Here is a 22869-nt window from a genome sequence, read left to right on the forward strand (position 1 = left end):
CTATGCTGAAACTTATATTAAAGAACCTGTGGGCACGCCGTCACCGTAATGGCTGGTTACTGGCGGAATTGATTTTGGTCAGTATTGTTACGTGGATTATCCTTGACCCGGTTATCGTGATGACGTATGACCGTAGTATTCCTTTGGGTTATGATACTGACCGCCTTTGTCTTGTTACTCTCAGCACCTTGCAGCCACAAGCTCCCGGTTATGATGAAGAGGCTGAGGATTCGGCCATGATTATGAAATCTTACTTCAATCTGACACAATTGGTAAAGGACTATCCTGGCATAGAATCAACTGCTCCGGTATTGGGTTTCGCTTATCCCAATTCGACGGGGAATGCCAATACATCTATCCGTGCGGAAGGTGATACCTTGGATTTGCCGGTAATGATTATGGAGTTTATACCTCATACGAATTTCTTCGAAACTTATGGCTTTCGTTCCGGACAAGGCAGAACACCTGCGGAATTATCGGATTATGACTATACGGAAGATGACATCGTAATGACTGAAAATACGGCTGAACATTTGTTCCATACTAAAAATGCGGGTAATAAGCGTTGTTGGTCAAAAGAGGGGAACGATACAATTTATTCACCGGTCATCGGTGTAGTGGAAAACTTTAAGGCAACCAGCGATTCCCGTCCGGCTCCTGTCATTTTCCGTCCTTTGATATCTATCGATATGGAAGATGCTTACGATGATATGCGGATATTGCTTCGTCTGAAAGAGAATGTGAGTATGAAGCGTTTCTTGCATGATTTTCAACCGTGGATGGTGAAAGAGTTGCGGGCCGGTAATCTTTTTGCCCGTAACGTTCGGTCTTATGAAGCATTGATAACGAAAAATGAGTCTTATGATGTTACACCAATGTATCGTCGTAATCTGGCAATGGCGGGATTCTTTTTAATTAATCTTTGCTTGGGTGTTATCGGTACTTTCTGGCTACAGACACGCACTCGCCGCGAAGAAGTGGGAGTTATGCTTTCCTTTGGCGGTACGCCGGGATATATTGTCCGCTTGTTGATGGGTGAAGGAATAGTGCTGACGTTTGTAGCTGTATTGACAGGCTGTTTGCTTTATTTGCAATATGCTGTCAAAGAAGGACTGGAAAGAGGTAACAACTGGAGTCAGATTATTGATGAATGTTGGATCATGGATTTCACGCAGCATTTCCTCATCGTGTCATTCATCGTTTTCTTTATCCTGTTGGCGGTGGTATTGATCGGGATTTATATTCCTGCCCGCAAGATTAGCCGTATCCCACCAACAGAGGCATTACGTGACGAATAATAAAAATATGACTGTACTATGATTAAACTTTATCTGAAACAAGCTTGGACGCTGATAAAGCAGCATCGTCTCTTTACCGGTATCTATGTGGTGGGTACAGGGCTTTCAATAGCTCTCACCATGACCATGTTTATCATCTTCTACGTAAAGTTTGCAGCTATATATCCGGAGTATAACCGTGACCGGATGATAGTGCTGAAAATGATGAAATCTTATCCCAAGAATGATGATAAGAGCTGGAACTGCTCCGGTGTCAGTTACGATGTAGTGAAAATGTTGCAGGATTTGCCACACCTGGATGCTATCGGTGCCACATCAAGTAACTATCGCGAAAATTATGTGGAAATTCCGGATAACAATGAACCTGTCGGTATCGCTCCGCTTTATACGGATGCAGGATTTTGGAAGGTCTTTACATTTCGTTTCCTGTACGGCAAGCCTTTCACACAAGCAGATGTCGATGCAAAACGCAGGGAAGTGGTTGTTCCGGTAAGTTTGGCAAGGCGGTTGTTTGCTGCGGATGATGTGGTAGGCAGACGTTTTAAGATGGATGCGCAGGAATACCGGATTTGTGGTGTGGTTGAGGATGTTTCTGCCGCTACACCTTCTTCCGTTGGCGATTTGTGGATGCCGATAACGCTTAATTCCTGGATTGTATCAGACAATACCGGAAAATTGGTAGGTAATACGCAAATATACATGACGGCTCCTATTGCTACGGATAAAGAAGCCCTGAAAGAAGAAGTACGTGAGGTGTTCAGGAAGTTTAATCTTGCAGCTCCTAAATATATGAACGACCTTATGGATCAACCCGATGATTACTGGACCAGTACATTCCGGGTGAATTCTTGCGGAGCTCCTGACTTGGCAGCCGAGTTGAGAGTATATCTTTATATGTTGCTTGCCCTGCTCTTCATTCCTGCCATGAACCTGAGCGGTATGATGTCTTCGCGTATGGATGAACGACTTGCTGAGTTGGGTGTACGCAAAACTTATGGTGCAACTAACGGAAGTCTTATCGGACAAGTGCTGTGGGAAAATCTTCTGCTTACCTGCATCGGCGGTTTGCTCGGCCTGCTGATTTCTTATCTGATTGTGCTGACGGCAAGCGATTGGATACTGACCCTTTTTGACAGTTATACGGATGTTGAGAAGACTCCTTTCCTTTCATTCGAGATGCTTTTCAATCCGATGGTTTTCTGTACGGCATTCGGACTTTGTGTGTTGCTTAATCTCATATCCGCGCTTATTCCTGCGGTATGGGCATTGCGCCGTACTATTATTCAATCGTTGAACTCTAAACGTTAATATGCTATGATGAAGATAATAAGACACCAGCTATGGAATCAACGTCGGCAGAATGGATGGATATTTGTAGAACTGGTTATCGTGAGCTTTTTCCTCTGGACGGTAATTGATCCTATTTATGTGTTGACGTCTAATCTCGCTATTGCTCCCGGCTATGATGAGGAACGGGCATACGCTCTTTATATGGACTACTATGACGAACAGCATGGCAACTATGACAAGACGCAGGACAGTACTGCCATCAAACAGGAAAACCTGTATCGCATCACCCGTCTGGTGAAGAACTGTCCCGAAGTGGAAAGTTTTGCCTTGGTGACTAATGCAAGTTTTCCAAATTGTAATTCGTGGAATGGCGGACAATACTTTAATGACACATTGAAGGTGCATTCGCAATATTACCAATTCATACAGACAGAAGGTGGCGATGTATTTCGCACATTTGGCATGAAGGATGCCAAGAATGGGCAGGTAATGTCTTTGCTCGAAGATTGTGCCGCCCGAGAGGGAGTATTTGTCTCCGAACGTATGGCAGAGGAGCTTTTTGGCACCACGGATGCAGTAGGCAAGAAAGTGAGATATGGTGATAGTACTTTCCATGAGGTGATGGGAGTGTTGCAGGACTATAAACACCGGATTAATGAACAACCGGGTAATTTGCTGATACAGGTAAGAGGCAAAATTGAAAGTCACAGTTGGATTCAGTGGATGTATATGGTGACTTTCCGGTTAAAGCCGAATGTGGATGTTGCTGCTTTTGAGAAACGTTTCAAAGCGGAAGTAGTTCCACAACTCAACGTCGGTAATTTCTATTTTACGAAGTTAGGACGTTTTACAGATATCCGTCGTAAATATGAAAATGAAAGTGGAGTGACGAATACCTTGCGTCTGCAATATTCACTGGCGGGGTTTGCCTTGTTGTGTGTATTCCTCGGTATGGTGGGCACATTCTGGATACGTTGCAATGCGCGGAGACAGGACATCGGATTGATGCGAAGTATGGGGGCTACCCAAAAAGGTATCTGCAATCAGTTCCTTATGGAAGCATGGTTGCTGGTGACGATGGCATTTATCGTATCTCTGCCATTGACAATTCATCGTGTTTATGCAGTGGGCTTTGCCAATCCTACTGAGAATGGAAATCCTGCTTATTGGCAAAATCAGCCGTATACGCATTTTTTAATAGTCAGCATACTGACTTATGTGATACTGCTCATTATTGCTTTATTGGGCACTTATGCACCCGTCACCCGGGCAGCGAAGATATTACCTGCTGAGGCTTTGCGTGATGAATAAGACAGAAGCGGACAACTGAAAACGAACAGAGTGTTCATTTTCGGACACATGCTTGTGAACTTAATTGACTGATAATGAGTATATGTCTTTTTTGGCATATCATTTGATTAATATATGTGAAGAACAAATAAATAGCGAATTGAATCAATTAATAACAATTAAATACTTACCATTATGATTAAATTGACTGAGATAAACAAGATTTATCGTACGAATGAGATTGAAACCGTGGCATTGGAAAATGTGAACCTCGAAGTAGAGAAAGGCGAGTTCCTCAGTATTATGGGGCCTTCCGGTTGCGGAAAATCTACGTTGTTGAATATTGTAGGTCTTTTGGATGCCCCTACCAGTGGTATTATTGAGATTGACGGTACCCGTACGGATGGTATGAAGGATAAGGAACTGGCTGCTTTCCGTAACAAGAAGTTGGGTTTTGTATTCCAGTCTTTCCACTTGATTAACTCATTGAATGTACTCGATAATGTAGAACTTCCTTTATTATATAGAAAGGTGTCCGCTAAAGAACGCCGCCGTTTGGCAGAAGAGGTGTTGGCAAAGGTGGGTTTGAGCCATCGTATGCGCCACATGCCGACACAGCTTTCCGGTGGTCAGTGCCAGCGTGTAGCTGTTGCCCGTGCCATTATTGGTAATCCTGAAATAATCCTCGCCGATGAGCCGACCGGTAACCTGGACTCTAAGATGGGTGCTGAGGTAATGGAACTACTGCATCAGTTGAATAAGGAGGACGGACGCACCATCGTGATGGTAACTCACAATGAAGAACAGGCCAAACAAACAAGCCGTACAGTACGCTTCTTCGACGGTCGTCAGGTGGAATGACGGAGCAAATGAAAGAATGAAAAATGAAAGAATGAAAGGAAGGATATAATGATGCAAACGATTCGTCAGGCCTTTACGATTCTGAAGCAGAATCCGTTATTGAGCACTATATCCATACTGGGTACGGCTTTCGCCATTACCATGATTATGGCTATCGTGATTACCTGGCAAACGAAATATGCCGATCTGGAACCGGAAGTGAACCGGAGCCGTTGTCTTTATTTCTCTGCTATGCATGTACAGGGAAAGGAGAATAAGGATTGGAACAACTTTGGCAAGCCTTCGGCTGCATTTATGAAGGAGTGCATACAGCCGCTTCCGGAAGTGGAAGCTTGTACGGCTTTCAGTACAGCAGATGTGGCATTGGTATCTCTGACTGATGGAAACAACCGTTTGAAAGTGGATGCCATGAGTACTGATCCCGATTTCTGGAAAATCTTCAAACTACAGTTTCTTGATGGAAGAAGTTTCACGGAGGCGGAACGGGGAGGAGAGATGATGTCTGTCGTTGTCTCTGCTTCTGTAGCCCGTAAGCTATTTGGAACGACGGAGGCGGCGGGACGGCAGATGTTGTTGAATAGGGAGGTGGTACGCGTCATCGGGGTTGTGAAAGATATTTCAGTTACGGCTAAGGATGCTTATGCGCAGGTATGGAGCATGTACCATTCCAATGAACTGAACGTGACCGGTTGGTGGAGCTATAATGGAAACAGAACTATTGCTGTATTGGCGCGTACTCCTGATGATTTCCCAGCTATAAAACAAGGAGTCGAGAAACGGGTGAAAGACGTCAATGCCGGGTTGGAGCAGAGGCAGATAGACATTATGGAACAACCCGATAATATTGTAGCGCACGTAAACCACGTATGGTCCAATATAGGGCCGAACTTGCCGATGCTTTATCTACAATATGGAATTGCCTTGTTCATTATCCTGCTGGTACCCTCGCTCAATCTGTGCGGGCTGAGTAATAGCCGCATGCAACAACGTGTCAGCGAGTTGGGTGTGCGCAAAGCTTTTGGGGCTACGGATGGTATACTTATCCGTCAGATATTGAATGAAAATCTGGTATTGACATTGATAGGAGGTGTGGTAGGTTTGATATTCAGCTACCTTGCTGTTTATGCCATGCGTACGTGGTTGTTTACCAACAGCGATAACATTGGTACGGCGGGCGATTTCAGCCTGAGCATGGACGCATTGTTCAGTCCGGCGGTGTTTGTCCTGGCATTTGTTTTCTGCCTGGTGATTAATCTGCTGAGTGCGGGCTTGCCTGCCTGGCTTGCTACCCGTCGCACGATTGTGGACGCATTGAACGATAAATAAGAAAAGGAGACCGTATGAAATTCATATTACATAATTTACGCATGATTTGGTCGCGCCTGCGCAGCAACGGCTGGGTGCTGGCTGAACTCTTTCTGGTGTTTGTCGTGATGTGGTTCCTTTGCGACTCGCTGGGTTGCCTCAAGTATACTTTCTACCGCCCTTTGGGCTACAATATAGACCACGTTTACCAGCTTACCACAATTATAGGAGGTGCCACCAGTGACACTACCCTGACGAATGCTGACAGATACCTGCGCACCTTACAGAAACTGGAACAGGAGCCCAGCGTTGAAGCGGCCGCCTTGTGTTACTGGAGCCTGCCGATGAGCGGAAACAATAGCGACAACTCACTGGCCGCGCAGGACACCATCGGAGTGAATGCACGCATTATCCTAACTACCGGCGGATATATCGACGTCTTCCGCATGAGTGACGACCCGCAACGCCCCTTTGCCAAGACTCCTGCGGGGGAGAACAACGTGATGCTGAGCCAGGCAGCTGTGGATCGTTTCAAGAAGAGAATGCCGACCTTCTCACTGGATACACCGCTGAGTTACTATGGCGATACCACGTCAGTCGTCACGCAAGGTGGAAAGATAGAAGCCTTCCGCAGCTATCGTTACGGAAGCGATGCCTCGTGGTTTTTCTTTCGTCTGGACGAAAACCTGATTAAAACGCGGTTTGCCGACAATTGGGCGCAAATCGTTTTTCGTGTGAAAGCTGCTGCCGATGGCCCGGACTACCGTGCGAAGTTCGTCCGTGAGATTGCACCGCGACTGGACGTAGACGATTTGTTTGTGGCCGATGCCGTGCCTTATACTGAACAGCAGTTGCAGTTTGAAGTCATGTGCGGAGATACGGACAAGGTGAACAGCCAGGCAATTGTAGTGCTTTTCCTGTTGGTAAATGTATTCCTGGGATTGATTGGAACGTTCTGGTTCCGTACCCGTCGTCGCCGTGGTGAAATAGCTTTGCGCTTGGCTATGGGTAGCACAAAGAATCAGGTATTTCGCCTGCTGATGGGCGAGGGACTGTTGCTGCTTGCATTGGTAACGTTGCCCGCAATGATTATTTGTTATAATATAGGTATAGCGGAGTTTACCGTCGGACGGTCGGAACTGATTTCCACATGGCCTGTAGAGTGGAGTTTCCTGCGCTTTCTGCTCGGTTCTTTTGGAGCATGGCTGCTGGTAGCTTTGATGGTAACGATTGGTATTTGGTTTCCGGCACGGCAGGCGATGAAGATACAGCCGGCCGAAGCATTACATGAAGAATAAGAAATAAATTGGTATTAATCATTAATATGAGAAAGATTATGAAGGCTTTATTTATAACTCTGAGTTTATTATTTGCCGCAGTAGCCGGTACAGTTTATGCAGCTAACGAAAAGGACCCGCAGGTTAGCGAAATTCGTAAAGTGGAGGCTTTCTCCTCTGTTGAGGTGACGTCCGTAGCAACAGTATATTTTACGCAGGGCAATAACTATTCTCTAAAAATAGAAGGACGGGAAGGGTATGTGACTACCACGACTACAGAAGTGAAGAACGACTGCCTCATTATCGGTTTTAAAAATAAAAAGGATGGTAACAACAACCGCAATAAAGGCGTGAATATCTACCTGACTGCTCCCGACCTGAAAAGCGTGAAATTCAGTGGTGTCGGTTCGTTTAATTGTAATGAAGCGCTGAAACTGGATGATGTGAAATTTGAAATAGAAGGTGTGGGTAAGGTAAATGTGGAAGATTTGACGTGCAATTCACTTGTAGTAAAGATGGAAGGCGTAGGCAAGGCTGATATTCATGTGAATTGTGACCGCCTGCGTGCCAGTATGGAAGGTGTAGGCAGCGTTACGTTGAGCGGACGCGCCGGACAAGCTGACATATCAAAAGGTGGTATCGGTGGTGTGAATACGCGCAATCTGAAAGTAGGGGAGTGACAATGGTCATTGTAAACTGTAAATAAGCAATATGATTAAACAATATTTTACGCAAGCGTGGGCACAGCTACGGCAACAGCCGATAATCAGTGCTGTCAGCATAGCTGGTACGGCACTTGCCATCTTCCTCATTATGTTGGTGGTGATGATGCAGCAAGTAAAAGTGGCGCCTTTCGCTCCTGAAAGTAACCGTGATCGTTTTCTGCATGTGCGTTATATGAGTATTACAAACCAAAATTGGGGGGGCGGAAGCAGTAACGGACCTATGAGTGCAAAGACTGCGCGCGAGTGTTTCCAGACTCTGAAGACACCTGAAGCGGTGACTATTTATACTTGTATGGTGATCTCCACTCCGGTCAACCTTCCGGGACAACCTTCCATAGGTATCGACCTGTTGCAGACGGATGATATTTTCTGGCGCGTGTTCGATTTTTCGTTTACCGGTGGGAAGCCTTATGATAAGGCAACGTTCGATGCCGGATTGCCGGTGGCGGTTATTACGGAAAGTGTGGCAAAGAAGCTGTTTCAAAGTACGGATGTTGAAGGACGTGAATTTCTGCTAAACCATGCACCCTATAAGGTAGTGGGAGTAGTGCAGGATGTTTCCACGTTGGCCACATCTGCATACGGACAGGTATGGGTGCCTTATACCTCAACAGAGATAACGAAAGATACATGGAGTGATGACCACATGGGCATGATGAGTTGTACTATCTTGGCACATGACCGTGACGACTTCGATGCGATCCGCGAGGAAGCCGAGCGGCGCAGGCAGGAATATAATGTATTGATTGGTGCCGATGGTTACGAGTTGATTTATCGTAACCGCCCCTACGACCAGGAGAAAAGTGCAATAGCCTTTGCTGCCAATCTGGAACCGGACGTGGACCAGGCACGCAGGCAAAGACTGATAATCTTTGTCATCCTGCTGATAGTGCCTGCCATCAATCTGAGTAGTATGACACAGAGCCGCCTCCGTCAGCGCGTGGCTGAAATAGGTGTGCGCCGTGCATTTGGCAGTACACGGCTGGAACTGATGGGACAAATCATTGCTGAGAATCTTGTAGTGACCCTGATGGCCGGTGTACTGGGACTATTGCTCAGTGTGGCATTTGCTTATTTGGGTAATACATTATTGTTTGCGCAGGAGTTCAGTCAGACACTCAGTCCTCCGGCAGTAGATACCAGCATATTGTTACATGCTTCCACTTTTGGCTGGGCATTGTTGTTCTGTTTTATACTGAACTTATTGAGTTCAGGTATTCCGGCATGGCGTGCATCGAGAGTAGGAATTGTAAATGCATTAGGCGGACGCCTGCATTAATCACTCATCACTAAACATTAATCACTGAAAGAAATGACTAAGAAACTTCTTACACAGATAAAGAATGAATGGCTCTCGAACCTATGGTTGGCGTTGGAGCTGCTGGTGGTGAGCGTAGTGATGTGGTATGTAGTGGACTACCTTTATACCCGCGCTGCCACTTACCTGGAACCGCGAGGCTTCAATATAGAGCATTGCTATCTCATTGAATTGGGTGAACTGACACCGAAGAGTCCCGATTATACGCCTGATAAGAGTAGGGATGACACACATGCGGATATTGCTGAATTGGTAGAGCGCTTACGCCGCCGTCCGGAGGTGGAAGCTGTCAGCCTTTCGCAAAACTCCTATCCTTATAATGGAAGCAATAGTAGTGGGGAGGTGCGTTATGATACGCTTCAGTCACCCGGATGGACTATCCGTAGAATGGTTACTCCGGACTTTGTGCGTGTTTTCCGCTATCAGGGTACACGTGGTGAAACACCCGAACAATTGGCGGAGATGTTGGAACGAGGTGAGTTTCTGGCTTCTGATAACCTTTATAGAAAGTACGACCGTAAGCTGACGGAGTTTGTAGGCAAGCGTTTCCAACTTTTCGGTGATACAACCAAAACGTATCAACTGGGAGCAGCTTTGCAAAATGTACGCTATCATGACTACGACCAGGCTCATTCTTCGTTTTGCTTTCTGGCTAAACTGCCTTTCTATTATGTAGGTTTGGAACTCTGTGTCCGTGTCCGCAAAGGGCAGGATGACGATTTTATTACGAAATTAAAGAAAGATAGCGAAAGCCAGTTCCGCGTAGGTAATCTCTTTATTTCGGAAATTCGTTCCTTCCACGATATACGCCGCAATTTCCAGCAGGCATGGACCAATAATATCCGCAACTATGTGATGGGTATGGGATTTCTGCTGCTGAATATCTTCCTCGGTTTGCTTGGAACATTCTGGTTCCGTACGCAGCAACGCCGTTCGGAGATTGCATTGCATAAAGCACATGGAGCAACAGACCGTGCCATCTTCAGCCGACTGCTTAGTGAAGGCTTGTTGCTGTTGGCGGTTGTCACGCCTATTGCTCTGGTTATTGATTGGAATCTGGCACACATGGAATTGAATTCGTGGCGTAACGATACGACGCTGGAATGGGACCGATTATTGCTCTGTGCAGGTATCAGTTTTGTATTGATGGCATTGATGATTATTATTGGTATCGGTATTCCGGCACGCAAGGCAATGAAAGTGCAGCCTGCTGAAGCCTTGCATAACGAATAAGTTTTTAAGATAAAACGAAATAATTATGATACGACTCTATTTTCTTCAGGCATTCTACCATTTGCGCGAGAACCCTATCATTACCTGGGTGTCTGTGTTAGGTACGGCAATGGCAATCTGTATGATTATGGTGCTTGTCATTACTTTCCAGGTGCGGCTCGTGGATTGTGAACCTGAAGTGAATCGCTCGCGTACACTTTATGTTCCTTATATGTCTGTGAAACAAAAAGGCAAATCAGATAATGAGTCCGCCAATTCTTCCATGTCCGTGCGTACGGGTCGCGAATGTTTCCGTGCATTGACCACGCCCGAAGCTATAACTTTGGTCAGTGGTGTTGATAAAGTTCGTGCTTCTGTCCTTTCCGGACCGAAGGCAACGGCAGATATGGTGCAAACCGATGAATCATTCTGGACGATTTTCTGTTTTCGTTTCCTGAGTGGCGCGCCGTTTACCAAGGCTGACTGTGATGCCGGATTACCGCGTGCTGTACTGGATGCCACCACTGCCCGCAGGCTGTTTGGTACTACCGATGCAGTGGGGCGTACTGTGCAATTGAATTATGTCGACTATACCGTTGCCGGAGTGGTTGCTGATGTCTCTATGCTTGCTACGGCTGCTTATGCACAGATATGGGTGTCTTATACTGCTGCGGGTGCGGAAGCTATGTCCTGGCAGAATGATACAATGGGACCCATGCATGCCATTATCCTTGCCCGTTCATCTGCGGACTTTGATGCGATTCGTGAAGAAACGGAGTTGTTGCGTAAAAAGTATAATGACGGATTGCAGGATGTCGAAGTCTTTTATCGCGGGCAGCCCGATACGCAGTTGGCTTATCTTTATCGCCGCTGGTATGCAGAACCGGATGTTTCGGGAGTGATGTTGCGCTATGCTATTGTTATCATCATTCTGCTTCTTGTTCCGGCGATTAACCTGTCCGGTATGACTCTTTCGCGCATGCGTCGCCGTATGGCTGAAATTGGAGTACGTAAGGCTTTCGGTGCTACGGGCGGCGAATTGATGCGTCAGGTCTTTTTTGAGAATCTGGTGTTGACGTTGCTGGCAGGTATTGTTGGCTTGGCACTGAGTTACGTGGCTACTTTTGTGCTGAACGATTTCCTTTTCAGCAATTCGATGAACGCCTCCCTGAGTGGTGAGACGGTACTGACACCAGGGATGTTACTGTCACCGTGGGCTTTTATTGCAGCATTTGTCTTTTGCCTTCTGATGAATATACTTTCCGCAGGTATTCCTGCGTGGCGTGCCTCCCGGATGAATATTACTGATGCCATTAATCAAAGATAGATATGAAGAACTTGCTGACACAAATAAAGAATGAATGGCGAAGCAATCTTTTTTTGCTCGTAGAGTTACTGTTGGTTTTTGCAGTGCTGTGGTATATTGTTGACTGGGTCACGGTCACCGCACGCGTTTATCATGCTCCGATGGGGTTTGATACGGAACATTGCTACAATCTGTCTTTCAATAGCCTGACTCCTAAATCTGCATTATACGATCCGGCTCTGACAGCCGAAGACGATGTGGATGCTCTGCTTGAGATTACCGAACGTCTGCGTCACCGTCCCGGTGTGGAGGCGGTTGCCATTTCACAGAATTGCTTTCCATATAACGAAGGTAGCAGTTCCGCCAGCTTTTATCTACAGGACAGTGTCAGAGTTACCGCTCATCAGATTTGGTCAGAACCTGATTTTTACCGTGTCTTCCGCTATCACACTGCTGATGGTGATAGTGCAGACAAGCTTGCTGCCGCTACTTCCGACCAGACTTTGGTTACCACTTCCAATGTCACTGACTGGTATCCGCAACTCAATATGTCCGATGCCCGTTCTTTGCAGAACAAGGAAGTTCCTCTGACTTATCCCGACCGTGGTTATCATCGGCGTATTGCCGCTATTGCCGCTCCGGTGCGCAGTTCCCATTTTGAAACGTCGCTTGAGTGGGGTGGAGCGTTTATCGGTTATAATCTGAACCGTGATGCCCTTATCAATGAGTTGGGCAATGTGCGTTACGTCCAGGTCAGCCTGCGCGTTTCACCCGATGCGGACCATGATTTCATTGATGCGCTGATGGAGGACGCCGATCGTCTCTACCGGATAGGCAATGTCTACTTGCTTGATGTACTTCCTTTCAGTGACATTCGCTATGTCCGGGAGCTTGAAGACGTGAACGAGGTGAAGACTCAACTTTGTATCCTCTTCTTCCTGATGCTGAATATATTTCTGGGTGTCATCGGTACTTTCTGGTTCCGTACACAACATCGGCGCCGTGAAGTGGCGTTGCGTATGGCGATGGGCTCCAGCCGTCGCGGTGTATTCTTCCGTCTGATGGGTGAGGGGCTGTTGCTGTTATCGGTTGCTGCCATTCCTGCACTGCTGATTGCCTTCAATGTGGGCATTGCCGAGTTGGTAGACATTAGCAAAATGCAGTTCACATTTGAGCGCTTCTTGATTGCGGCTGTGTTTACGTGGTTGCTTATGGCATTGATGATCGTTGTCGGCATCTGGTATCCCGCCTATAAAGCCATGCAATTACAGCCTGCCGAGGCGTTGCACGACGAGTAGTATTATTTTCATAAAACGATATACTTATGATCTTCAGACAAATACTTGCACTTATACGGCAAAATCCCTTTTTCAGTGCTGTTTCCATCATCGGTACAACAGTTAGCATTGCTTTTGTCATGGTGGTTTACATGGTCTATGACATCCAGACAGCCAATATCCGTCCTGAGTCGCATCGCGACCGTATGGTCTATTCCTCCTATGGCTACAGCTTCCGCAAGGCCGATCATAGTAATTCAAACACAGGTATGTCCTATCAGGCTGCCAGTCGCGTTTTCGGCGATTTACCCGGCGCAGAACTGGTCACTTATATGGGGAGTTCTCCTATGGAATATTGTGGAGTTTCACCAGAGAAAGGTCGTCGTTGCCAAAGGAGACGTGTCGATTTAAATTTCTGGCGTCTGTATGATATTCGTTTTCTTGCAGGCCGTCCTTTCGACCAGCAGGAATTTGATGCTTGTGCCGATGTGGTTGTCATTGCTGAACATTTGGCGCGCGAAGCCTTCGGTTCGGCGGAAGAAGCGTTGGGTAAGAACTATTTCGTGGGCTTCTACCCCAAACGTGTAGTGGGCGTCACCGAAGATGTCAGCTCACTTTTCACCTTTGCCTATGGTGAAGTTTGGACACCTTACTATACCAAGGACCCGGACCGGGGAAGTGAAGGCTTGCGCGGTAGTTTTGAAGCGATGGTATTGTGTAAGCCCGATGTCAGCCCCGCAGAGATGAAGTTGCAGATAGAAAGCTCGCTCGACCGCCTGAATGCTTCGCTTACTGAATATGAATTAACGCTTCCTGACCTGAGCACCTACACAGAGCGCCAGTTCTTCCGTGATGATTTTCTGAGCCCTGCTGTAATGTGTATCATTCTGGGATTAATCCTGCTCATTGTTCCGGCTATCAACGTCAGCGGATTGATTTCTTCACAAATGTCCCGTCGCTTGTCCGAACTTGCAGTACGTAAAGCTTACGGTGCCAGCCGTTCTACTTTGATAGGACAATTGCTTCTTGAGAATATGTTGCTGGCGTTCATTGGTGCATTGCTGGGCTTCTTGTTGTCATGTCTGCTGTTGTGGCTGGGCAAAGACTGGATGTTGGTAGGTGGCTACACGGAAGGTAACTTTGAAGTCAGCATCTGGCTCTTCCTTCGTCCTACGGTGCTCCTGAGCGCAGCGGGTGTGTGTGTGCTTTTCAATTTGTTGTCCGTATTCATTCCGGCATGGAATGCTACCCGCCGGCCGATAGCGGAAGTCATCAGCGGAGAATAATAATATAGAACCCTGAACTAAATAAAACTCTTTATGATAAAATCCATTCTAACGCAAATTTGGAACCAGCGTCGTGCAAACGGTTGGCTCTTTGCCGAACTCTTAATCGTGTTCGTGTTGTTGTGGTATTGTCTTGATATGCTCTACGGCTTTACTTACGCCGAAAAGCAGTCCAAAGGTTATGATATGGAACATGTATACAAGCTCCATCTTTCCACCAACCCCAAGCAGCTTGTGCTCTGTTCGTCCGAAGACAGCTTGCAAGATTTCTGGTTTAAGCCAATGGAAGAACTTTTCCGCCGGATCAAACAATATCCGGGCATAGAAAGCGCCAGTATCTGGCTGGGTTCCGATGCTTATACCCGGAATACTGTATTCCAAGGATATACCGTGGATAGTGTTAGTGTGATGGAGGCCAATATTCGTTATGTGTCTCCTGAATATTTCAAAGTGATGCGTATTCCGATAGAAAAAGGCATCGGTAAGTTCGCCGGGAATATGGATGCCTTCGAGTACTCTTCCGGTTCATCACTGCCCTTTGCTTCAGACGAGTGGAATCCTGCTGACACTCCATTGCCTGCCGTCATCACACCGGACATGGCAGACAGCCTTTTCCATACCGACAAAGGAGTGCTGGGGCAGGAATTCTTTGATTATTATGCCGGTAGCAGTCTTCGCTACCGGGTGGTTGCCGTATGCAACCATCAGAAAAGCGATGATTATGCCCGTTACGAACCTTTCATTCTAACCCCTATGCCGGGCTGGTTTTACCGGATGCAAGCTCTTCCCCTTCTTTCCATTCGTGTACGTCCCGAAGCAGATACAGATGATTTTGCCACCCGTTTCTTTCGTGATATGACACCTCTGTTGCAGATTGCTCCGTTCTATCTGTTTGAAGTCCGCAGCTATGATGAGCAGAAAGCGGAGCGTGATGCATCAGAGGGGATTACTCCATATATCCGTAGTGCACGGCTTATCGCTGTATTCTTTAGCTTCAATGTTTTTATCGGGTTGATGGGCACTTTCTGGTTTCGTACCCGTCACCGCCGTAGTGAAATCGCTTTGCGTATGGCGATGGGAAGCAGTCGTTCCCGGATACGTTCCCGGTTGTTGGGAGAAGGGTTGCTGTTGTTGGTGCTGGCTGCTATTCCCGCTCTGATTATTTGCGGTAACTTGGTTATGGCGGAAGCTATAATGATAGAACAGGCTGATGCTACCGGACTTCGCTTTGTTGTAGTCTCATTATTCACTTTCTTTCTTATGACTTTGATGGTAATTGCCGGTATTTGGTTCCCAGCTGCACAGGCGATGCGAGTGAAACCGGCGGATGCCTTGCACGATGAATAGTCAGGTTTTCTTCTATATGTGCACCTTTTCTTTTGCATAGGGTAAAAGAAAAGGTGCATTCTGTTCTGTATTTCAATATAATCCGTATATTTGCGTGGAAAATTCATAGCACATTTATTCATAAATAGAAGAAAATCGAGATATGAAGAGACGCTTATTCCTCGTGATGCTGATAGGCCTGTTTCCTTGCATTGTTTTTGCCGGACATCTTTATGCTGCAGAACGTACATACAACGTGCTTTTCATCCAGTCATATAATCACCGTACTCCCTGGAATGACCGTTTAACGGAAGGAGTGCGTGATGGTCTGTCACGTGGAGGTATAAAAGCGAAAGTTACAACAGAATATCTGGATGCTGATTACTGGACTTTCGCATCTGAGTGTGTCATTATGCGGCGTATTTGTGAACGGGCACGTCAAAAGAATACGGATATTATTATTACAAGCAGTGATGAGGCCTTTTATACATTGATGCATTGTGGAGATTCCCTACCTTATAAACTACCGGTTGTGATATCGGGTATTAAATATCCCAATGAAAAGCTGATCTCGAAGTTACCCAATGTTTGTGGGTATACATCCAAGATTGATTTCGTGCACCTACTCGAAAATGCACGTCGTGTATTTCCCAATCGTACAGAAGTTATTTGTGTTTCGGACAGTAGTCTTTTAGGACTTAAAGGTGCCGCTGAACTGGAGCGTATATGGCCCAATTTCCAGGAACTTCATCCGGAATATAAGATGAAAGTAATGAATGTACAGTCACAGGCTCCTAATCCTGTCATTTCCTCTATTTGTTATGATTATAATGCCTATAACCGCATTGTCATTGCCCCCAAATGGACACCTTTCCTTTCTTTCATCGGAAAAAACTCTAAAGCTCCGGTTTTTGCCGGACAAAGTCTGGCATTGACTAACGGAGTATTCTGTGTGCACGATATGGAACCTTACGAAGGAGCTAATGCGGCAGGAAAGTGTGCTGCACAGGTGTTGCAGGGAGCTATCCCTTCCGTGGTAGGAGTTGTGGACCTTCCCGGTAAACTGCTTTATGACTTCAAGCAGTTGGAATTTTTTAGAGTGAACTCGGATAAAGTGAGTGATAGTGGCATTATCATGAATGCACCGCTGATGGAGCGCTACCGTATCTGGTTTGTGCTGTTCTACTCTGTCGTGGTAGGTGCATTGGTCTTTCTTGTAATCTGGCTCTATCGTTTGAACCGTCATGAATCACGTCGTCGTATGCATGCCCAGACGCGTTTGCTGATACAGAACCGCCTGGTGGAGCAGCGTGACGAATTTGATAATATCTTCTGTTCTATCCGTGACGGACTGATAACTTACGATACGGATTTCCGTATACATTTTGTCAATCGTGCTTTGATGTTGATGCTCGAACTGGACCCTGACACTCATACGGCACGTTCTTACGAAGGGCAGATGGCGGGTTCCATCTTCCACATTTATTCAAACGGAGAAGACATCCTGCAATCACTATTGAAACAGGTGAGGACAGAGCGTCGTGTAATCCCTATTCCGGAAAAGGCTTTCATGCAGGAAGTTCATAATGGAACCTATTTTCCTGTTTCTGGTGAAATTGTGCCGATTTACTCCAAGAATAAGATGACAGGTATGGCTATTTGTTGCCGCAATATCTCAGAGGAAGAAATGCATAAACGCTTCTTCAATCTGGCTGTGGATGCAAGTTCCGTATATCCCTGGCAATATGACATACGTACGCACAGTTTCCATTTCTCAGGTGCATTGCTTGATTACTTCGGGCTTCCCGGCAAGCAGACCATCTTGCGGAAGGAATTGGAGCTTTTTATTCATTCGGATGATTTGGAAGAGGCTCGTCGACATTTCACGGCCATTTTCAAAGGCGAGGAAATGGATACCCGGATGAGTTTCCGTATGCGTAGCGGAGAAGGTAAATATGAATGGTGGGAATTCCGTAGTGCTTCTTACAATGGTCTGGATTCCGAGGCGCCTTATATGGTATTGGGTGTTTGTCAAAGTATTCAGCGTTATAAGGCTACCGAAGAAGAGTTGATAGCAGCCCGTGACAAAGCTTTGCAGGCTGATACCCTGAAGTCGGCTTTCCTTGCCAATATGAGCCATGAAATCCGTACTCCGTTGAATTCTATTGTCGGCTTCTCCGACTTGCTGAAGGACATCGAAGCATTCAGTCCTGAAGAAGTGAAACAGTTTGTGGATACGATCAATACGAACTGTACCTTATTACTGGCACTGATTAATGATATTCTCGATCTGTCCCGTATCGAGTCCGGTTCAATGGACTTCCGTTTTGCCGGATACAACCTCACGTTTGTGATGCAGCAGATCTATGACTCTCAGCGTCTGAGTATGCCTCAGGGAGTAGAACTGGTTATGAAGCTGCCCGAAGGTGAGAGTAAATCGATAGTAACGGATTCTGTCCGTCTGAAACAGGTGATTAACAACTTCATCAACAATGCCAAGAAGTTCACTACTCAAGGCTCTATCACTTTCGGTTTCCAGACAGAAGATCCGGGCTATACCGTTTTCTTTGTGGAAGATACCGGAAGCGGCATTTCAGAAGAAAACCAGCGACGCATATTTGAGCGTTTCTATAAAGTGGATAGCTTTACGCAAGGTGCCGGTCTAGGACTGAGTATCTGCCAGACTATTGTAGAGCGTTTCAGAGGGGAAATAAACGTGTCTTCTGAATTAGGAAAAGGTACACGCTTTACAGTACGTGTACCCGATTTTAATGAATAGTATTATTCAACTCTTTTGCATCCGTTCGCTTGCAGGAATTCATCCAGCAGTATTTCGTAATTCCCCTGTATCAGGGTATGGTGGTTTCCCAATGGATTTTTGAGGAAATACTCTGCCGGTGTGTCCATTTTTATACGTACCTGTGTGCGGCACATATTGATGTAGTTGGTGTTCTCGGTCAAGGTGCCTGTACTCAGGTAATACTCGTCTAGGCATTCTCCGCCACATTTTACCAGTGTCACCTGGCCTGTAGGCAGGATTCCTTGAATGCCGATGCCCATTTCAGTTTCAAAATGGCTGCGGATAATGTATTGTTCGGTTTGTGCAATACCTACGGTGCAGTGAGCAAGTACGATTTCGTTGGTACGTGCATTGATCATGGAAGGGTTTGCCATGAACGAAGCCTTGCCGGTCAGCACTTTTACGGCAAGTTGGGTAAAGACAGATTGCAGGTCACCTTCGCATCCGGCAATGATACCGTTATCGTTCAATAGGGAGAGAGCGAGGCATCCGGTGGTTCCGGTTTGTTCTATGAGCTTGAAGCAACTCAGAGTGAGTGCGCTCAGTTTTTCTTCTTCCACAATCCGTTTAATGGCGCGATACAGACGCATGGCTTTTATCAGATCCTCCGGTGTAGCTTCGCGGCAGGCAAGCGCTTTACCGGCAAAAGCAGCGCAGGCTTCGCCCACTTCATCATCTGTGATCTGATTGTAATACTCGTAAACGCGTTCCAAGGATATGTCGGTGTATTCAATTCCCCAGCGCCGTTTGGAGAGAAGGTAATCTACATTGCTGGCAACAAGCCAGGAAGAGGGGGAGCCTATTACGCCGATACGCGATCCGGAAAGTGCCCGTTGGGCTTTGAAGTTACTGTGGAGTACGAAGATACGTTTGATGATTTCGGGTAGTTCTCCGTGGAGGATTTCACTTTTCATACCCCGGCCACGTAGCCAGGATGAGATTTCGAGAGCGGCGGCCAGTGAGTTTTGCATACCGTCTGCCAGTAAGATTGCAGGGCGGGGCAGAGACTCGAAGTGCTGGATAACCAACCGTTCTACACCGCCGGTAGCAATGAAAAGCAGGCTGAAATCGTCTTTAGTGAGTTTGTTTATGTTTTGATATTCTACAATATTTACAGTGAAATATTTCTCCAGTTCGTTTAATATAAGTTCGTGTGAGCCGAGAATGGATGCTTGTTTATGAAGCAACGATGCAAATGTTATCAGGTTTAATACCATGGCATTGTATATGATTTACGATTTGACACTCAAAGGTACAATTTCTTTTGAATTCATCACTATCTTTTAAGTCATAGCTAGTGTTTTTAAACTTTTTTGCCAATGCTTCCCCGTCATTTCAAATAAAGTGTTACTTTTGCACCTTCGATTGCATATATATGGAAGTGTATCATCAATCGTTAACATTTATTTGTCAAATTGTAAAAACTTAGACATGCCAGCAATATCTATTCGCGGAACGGAGATGCCCGCGTCTCCTATCAGAAAACTGGCTCCTCTGGCTGACGCAGCCAAGCAAAGGGGAGTGCACGTATTCCACTTGAACATCGGACAACCCGATTTGCCCACACCGCAAGTCGCGATTGATGCAATACGCAATATCGACCGGAAAGTTCTGGAATATAGTCCCAGTGCAGGATATCGCAGCTACCGTGAAAAACTGGTGGGCTATTATGATAAGTTCAACATCAAACTGACGGCAGACGATATCATCATTACGTCCGGTGGTTCGGAGGCGGTATTGTTCTCCTTCCTGGCGTGCCTCAATCCGGGTGACGAGATTATTGTTCCCGAACCGGCTTACGCTAACTATATGGCGTTTGCTATCTCTGCCGGTGCCAAAATACGCACCATTGCCACTACGATAGAAGAAGGCTTTTCGCTCCCTAAAGTAGAAAAGTTTGAAGAATTGATTAATGAGCGCACCAGGGCTATCCTGATCTGTAATCCTAATAATCCTACAGGTTATCTTTATACCCGTCGCGAAATGAACCAGATACGTGACCTGGTGAAGAAATACGATTTGTTCCTCTTCTCCGATGAGGTGTATCGTGAGTTTATTTATACGGGTTCTCCTTATATCTCTGCCTGCCATCTGGAAGGTATCGAAGACAATGTGGTGTTGATTGACTCCGTATCCAAGCGCTACTCGGAGTGTGGTATCCGTATCGGTGCTTTGATTACGAAGAATGCGGAAATCCGCAGTGCCGTAATGAAGTTCTGCCAGGCACGTCTCAGCCCTCCGTTGATTGGTCAGATTGCTGCCGAAGCTTCTCTGGATGCCGATGAGGATTACCTGCGCGATACGTATGATGAATATGTAGAACGTCGTAAGTGCCTGATAGACGGACTGAACCGTATCCCTGGTGTGTATTCGCCTATTCCTATGGGAGCATTCTATACAGTGGCGAAACTTCCGGTGGACGACTCTGATAAATTCTGTGCCTGGTGCCTTTCCGACTTTGAGTATGAGGGACAAACCGTATTCATGGCACCAGCTTCCGGCTTCTATACCACTCCCGGTTCCGGTCGGAATGAAGTGCGTATAGCCTATGTGCTGAAGAAGGAAGACCTGACCCGTGCGCTTTTTGTGCTTTCAAAGGCATTGGAGACATATCCGGGAAGAACGGAATAGGTGTTAAGTATTAGGTATTAAGTATTAGGGGGGATGAAGGAGAACTTGTTAAAGGCTAAATCTATGTTGTTGGCTATTCGTATTGTAAACTTGTATAAGTATTTACGGGATGTAAAACAAGAATATGTTATATCCAAACAACTTCTGCGTAGTGGTACCTCTATAGGAGCCAATATTAGTGAAGCTATATATGCGGAATCTCATGCTGATTTTATACATAAATACTTTATATCCCAAAAAGAATGTTCCGAAACAGGCTTTTGGTTAGAATTGCTATATAATACAAACTACATGAAGGAGGATGAATTCTGTTCTATTAATGAGGATTGTATAGAAATGCAGAAACTTCTGACCTCCACCCTTCTGTCCCTCAAAAACCACCCCCAAATACCTAATACTTAATACTTAATACTTAAAAAATATGACCCTTTCCTTGTTTTTAGCCCGACGTATTTATCGCGACAGCGATGCCGGAAAGCAAGTTTCCCGTCCTGCCGTGCTCATTGCCCTGATAGGTGTTGCTATCGGTCTGGCGGTGATGATTATCACGGTGTCGGTGATTGTTGGGTTCAAGAACGAAGTGCGTGGTAAAGTAATAGGTTTTGGTGCGGACATTCAGATAACGAATTCGGATGCTGCGCGTTCCTATGAGACGCGTCCTGTGGTGGTGAATGACAGTGTCATCTCCGTCCTATCCGAATATCCTGAGGTGAAGCATGTGCAGCGCTATTCTACCAAACCGGGTATGGTAAAGACTGCCGAGGATTTTCAAGGCATGGTTCTGAAGGGGATAGGACCAGAGTTTGATCCTGCCTTTTTCCGTGAACATCTGGTGGAAGGGGAGTTACCGCAGTTTAGTGATACGGCTTCTTCCAATCGGGTAGTCATTTCTAAGGCACTGGCTACAAAGCTGAGGTTGAAACTCGGAGATAAGATAGATACCTATTATATCCAGGATGATATTCGTGCTCGCCGTTTGCAGATTGTAGGAATCTATCAGACTAACTTCTCGGAATACGATAACCTTTTTCTCCTTACCGATTTATATCTTGTAAACCGCCTCAACAACTGGGAACCGGGGCAAGTGAGCGGTGCAGAATTGCAGGTACGAGATTATGATCGTCTTGAAGAGATCACCTATCAGATTGCTGCCGACCTGAATGGAATAGAGGATAAGTACGGAGAAGACTATTGTGTGCGCAACGTCGAGGAACTGAATCCTCAGATATTTTCCTGGCTCAGTATTCTGGATGTGAATATCTGGGTAATATTGATATTGATGACAGGTGTAGCGGGTTTTACCATGGTGTCCGGTTTATTGATTATCATCATCGAACGTACTTCCATGATCGGCATACTGAAGTCTCTTGGCGCTAATAACACCACCATACGAAAGGTATTCCTTTGGCTCTCAGTTTTTCTTATCGGAAAAGGTATGCTATGGGGTAATGCCATCGGACTGGCATTCTATTTCCTGCAAAAGTGGTTTGGAATCTTCAAGCTTGATCCTGAAACGTATTATATGGATACTGTTCCTGTATCTTTCAGTATCCTGTTGTTCTTATTACTGAATATTGGTACTTTGCTGGCATCCGTTTTTATGCTTTTAGGACCTTCTTTCCTGATTACACGCATCCATCCTGCCAATTCTATGAGATACGAATAGA

The 22869-nt window shown here is 46.0% G+C and carries 18 protein-coding genes; 17 read left to right on the forward strand and 1 reads right to left on the reverse strand.

Annotated elements, in window-relative coordinates:
• Positions 1-2 precede the first annotated feature (2 nt).
• The 14 genes from VYM24_RS16685 to VYM24_RS16750 all read left to right on the forward strand — a co-directional run bounded on the left by VYM24_RS16685 (position 3) and on the right by VYM24_RS16750 (position 18550).
• Positions 3-1298 (forward strand): ABC transporter permease, encoded by a 1296-nt coding sequence (locus VYM24_RS16685; protein ID WP_330940446.1) that lies wholly within the window; start codon positions 3-5, stop codon positions 1296-1298.
• An 18-nt stretch (positions 1299-1316) separates the two neighbouring features.
• The gene (locus VYM24_RS16690; protein ID WP_291548483.1) at positions 1317-2606 is read left to right on the forward strand and encodes an ABC transporter permease; all 1290 of its coding nucleotides are present in this window, start codon (positions 1317-1319) and stop codon (positions 2604-2606) included.
• Between the two features lie 6 nt (positions 2607-2612).
• The gene (locus VYM24_RS16695) at positions 2613-3899 is read left to right on the forward strand and encodes an ABC transporter permease (protein WP_291548484.1); all 1287 of its coding nucleotides are present in this window, start codon (positions 2613-2615) and stop codon (positions 3897-3899) included.
• 174 nt (positions 3900-4073) lie between these two features.
• Complete coding sequence (locus VYM24_RS16700; protein ID WP_009132126.1) at positions 4074-4739, forward strand: ABC transporter ATP-binding protein; 666 nt, start codon at positions 4074-4076, stop codon at positions 4737-4739.
• A 51-nt stretch (positions 4740-4790) separates the two neighbouring features.
• Positions 4791-6065, forward strand: a complete 1275-nt coding sequence (locus tag VYM24_RS16705; protein WP_330942263.1) for an ABC transporter permease — start codon at positions 4791-4793, stop codon at positions 6063-6065.
• A 14-nt stretch (positions 6066-6079) separates the two neighbouring features.
• Positions 6080-7342, forward strand: coding sequence for an FtsX-like permease family protein (locus VYM24_RS16710; protein WP_299093993.1), 1263 nt, complete (start codon positions 6080-6082; stop codon positions 7340-7342).
• 26 nt (positions 7343-7368) lie between these two features.
• Entirely contained in the window at positions 7369-8001 is a 633-nt protein-coding gene (locus VYM24_RS16715) for a GIN domain-containing protein (RefSeq protein WP_291548487.1), read from the forward strand.
• Positions 8002-8032: 31 nt separating this feature from the next.
• Positions 8033-9325, forward strand: a complete 1293-nt coding sequence (locus VYM24_RS16720; protein WP_299093996.1) for an ABC transporter permease — start codon at positions 8033-8035, stop codon at positions 9323-9325.
• 33 nt (positions 9326-9358) lie between these two features.
• Positions 9359-10597, forward strand: a complete 1239-nt coding sequence (locus VYM24_RS16725; protein ID WP_330940447.1) for an ABC transporter permease — start codon at positions 9359-9361, stop codon at positions 10595-10597.
• A 25-nt stretch (positions 10598-10622) separates the two neighbouring features.
• Positions 10623-11903, forward strand: a complete 1281-nt coding sequence (locus VYM24_RS16730) for an ABC transporter permease (protein WP_291548492.1) — start codon at positions 10623-10625, stop codon at positions 11901-11903.
• Between the two features lie 2 nt (positions 11904-11905).
• Entirely contained in the window at positions 11906-13180 is a 1275-nt protein-coding gene (locus VYM24_RS16735; RefSeq protein ID WP_330940448.1) for an ABC transporter permease, read from the forward strand.
• A gap of 26 nt (positions 13181-13206) precedes the next feature.
• The gene (locus VYM24_RS16740; RefSeq protein ID WP_330940449.1) at positions 13207-14445 is read left to right on the forward strand and encodes an ABC transporter permease; all 1239 of its coding nucleotides are present in this window, start codon (positions 13207-13209) and stop codon (positions 14443-14445) included.
• A gap of 33 nt (positions 14446-14478) precedes the next feature.
• Complete coding sequence (locus tag VYM24_RS16745) at positions 14479-15792, forward strand: ABC transporter permease (RefSeq protein WP_330940450.1); 1314 nt, start codon at positions 14479-14481, stop codon at positions 15790-15792.
• Positions 15793-15934: 142 nt separating this feature from the next.
• Positions 15935-18550 (forward strand): sensor histidine kinase, encoded by a 2616-nt coding sequence (locus VYM24_RS16750; protein WP_299094020.1) that lies wholly within the window; start codon positions 15935-15937, stop codon positions 18548-18550.
• 2 nt (positions 18551-18552) lie between these two features.
• Here VYM24_RS16750 and VYM24_RS16755 read toward each other — a convergent pair whose 3' ends face one another.
• Positions 18553-19788, reverse strand: a complete 1236-nt coding sequence (locus VYM24_RS16755; protein ID WP_291548499.1) for a fucose isomerase — start codon at positions 19786-19788, stop codon at positions 18553-18555.
• Positions 19789-20002: 214 nt separating this feature from the next.
• On the opposite strand from VYM24_RS16755, the gene VYM24_RS16760 reads away from it, so the two are divergent.
• From VYM24_RS16760 to VYM24_RS16770, 3 genes are read left to right on the forward strand one after another with little or no spacing between them, the layout of a single operon-like run.
• Entirely contained in the window at positions 20003-21202 is a 1200-nt protein-coding gene (locus tag VYM24_RS16760; RefSeq protein WP_291548500.1) for a pyridoxal phosphate-dependent aminotransferase, read from the forward strand.
• A gap of 33 nt (positions 21203-21235) precedes the next feature.
• Positions 21236-21604, forward strand: a complete 369-nt coding sequence (locus VYM24_RS16765) for a four helix bundle protein (protein ID WP_291548501.1) — start codon at positions 21236-21238, stop codon at positions 21602-21604.
• A gap of 19 nt (positions 21605-21623) precedes the next feature.
• Complete coding sequence (locus tag VYM24_RS16770; RefSeq protein WP_330940451.1) at positions 21624-22868, forward strand: ABC transporter permease; 1245 nt, start codon at positions 21624-21626, stop codon at positions 22866-22868.
• Position 22869 lies beyond the last annotated feature (1 nt).

It is taken from the genome of Bacteroides sp. MSB163 (genome assembly GCF_036416795.1).
GTDB classification, from domain to species: domain Bacteria; phylum Bacteroidota; class Bacteroidia; order Bacteroidales; family Bacteroidaceae; genus Bacteroides; species Bacteroides maternus.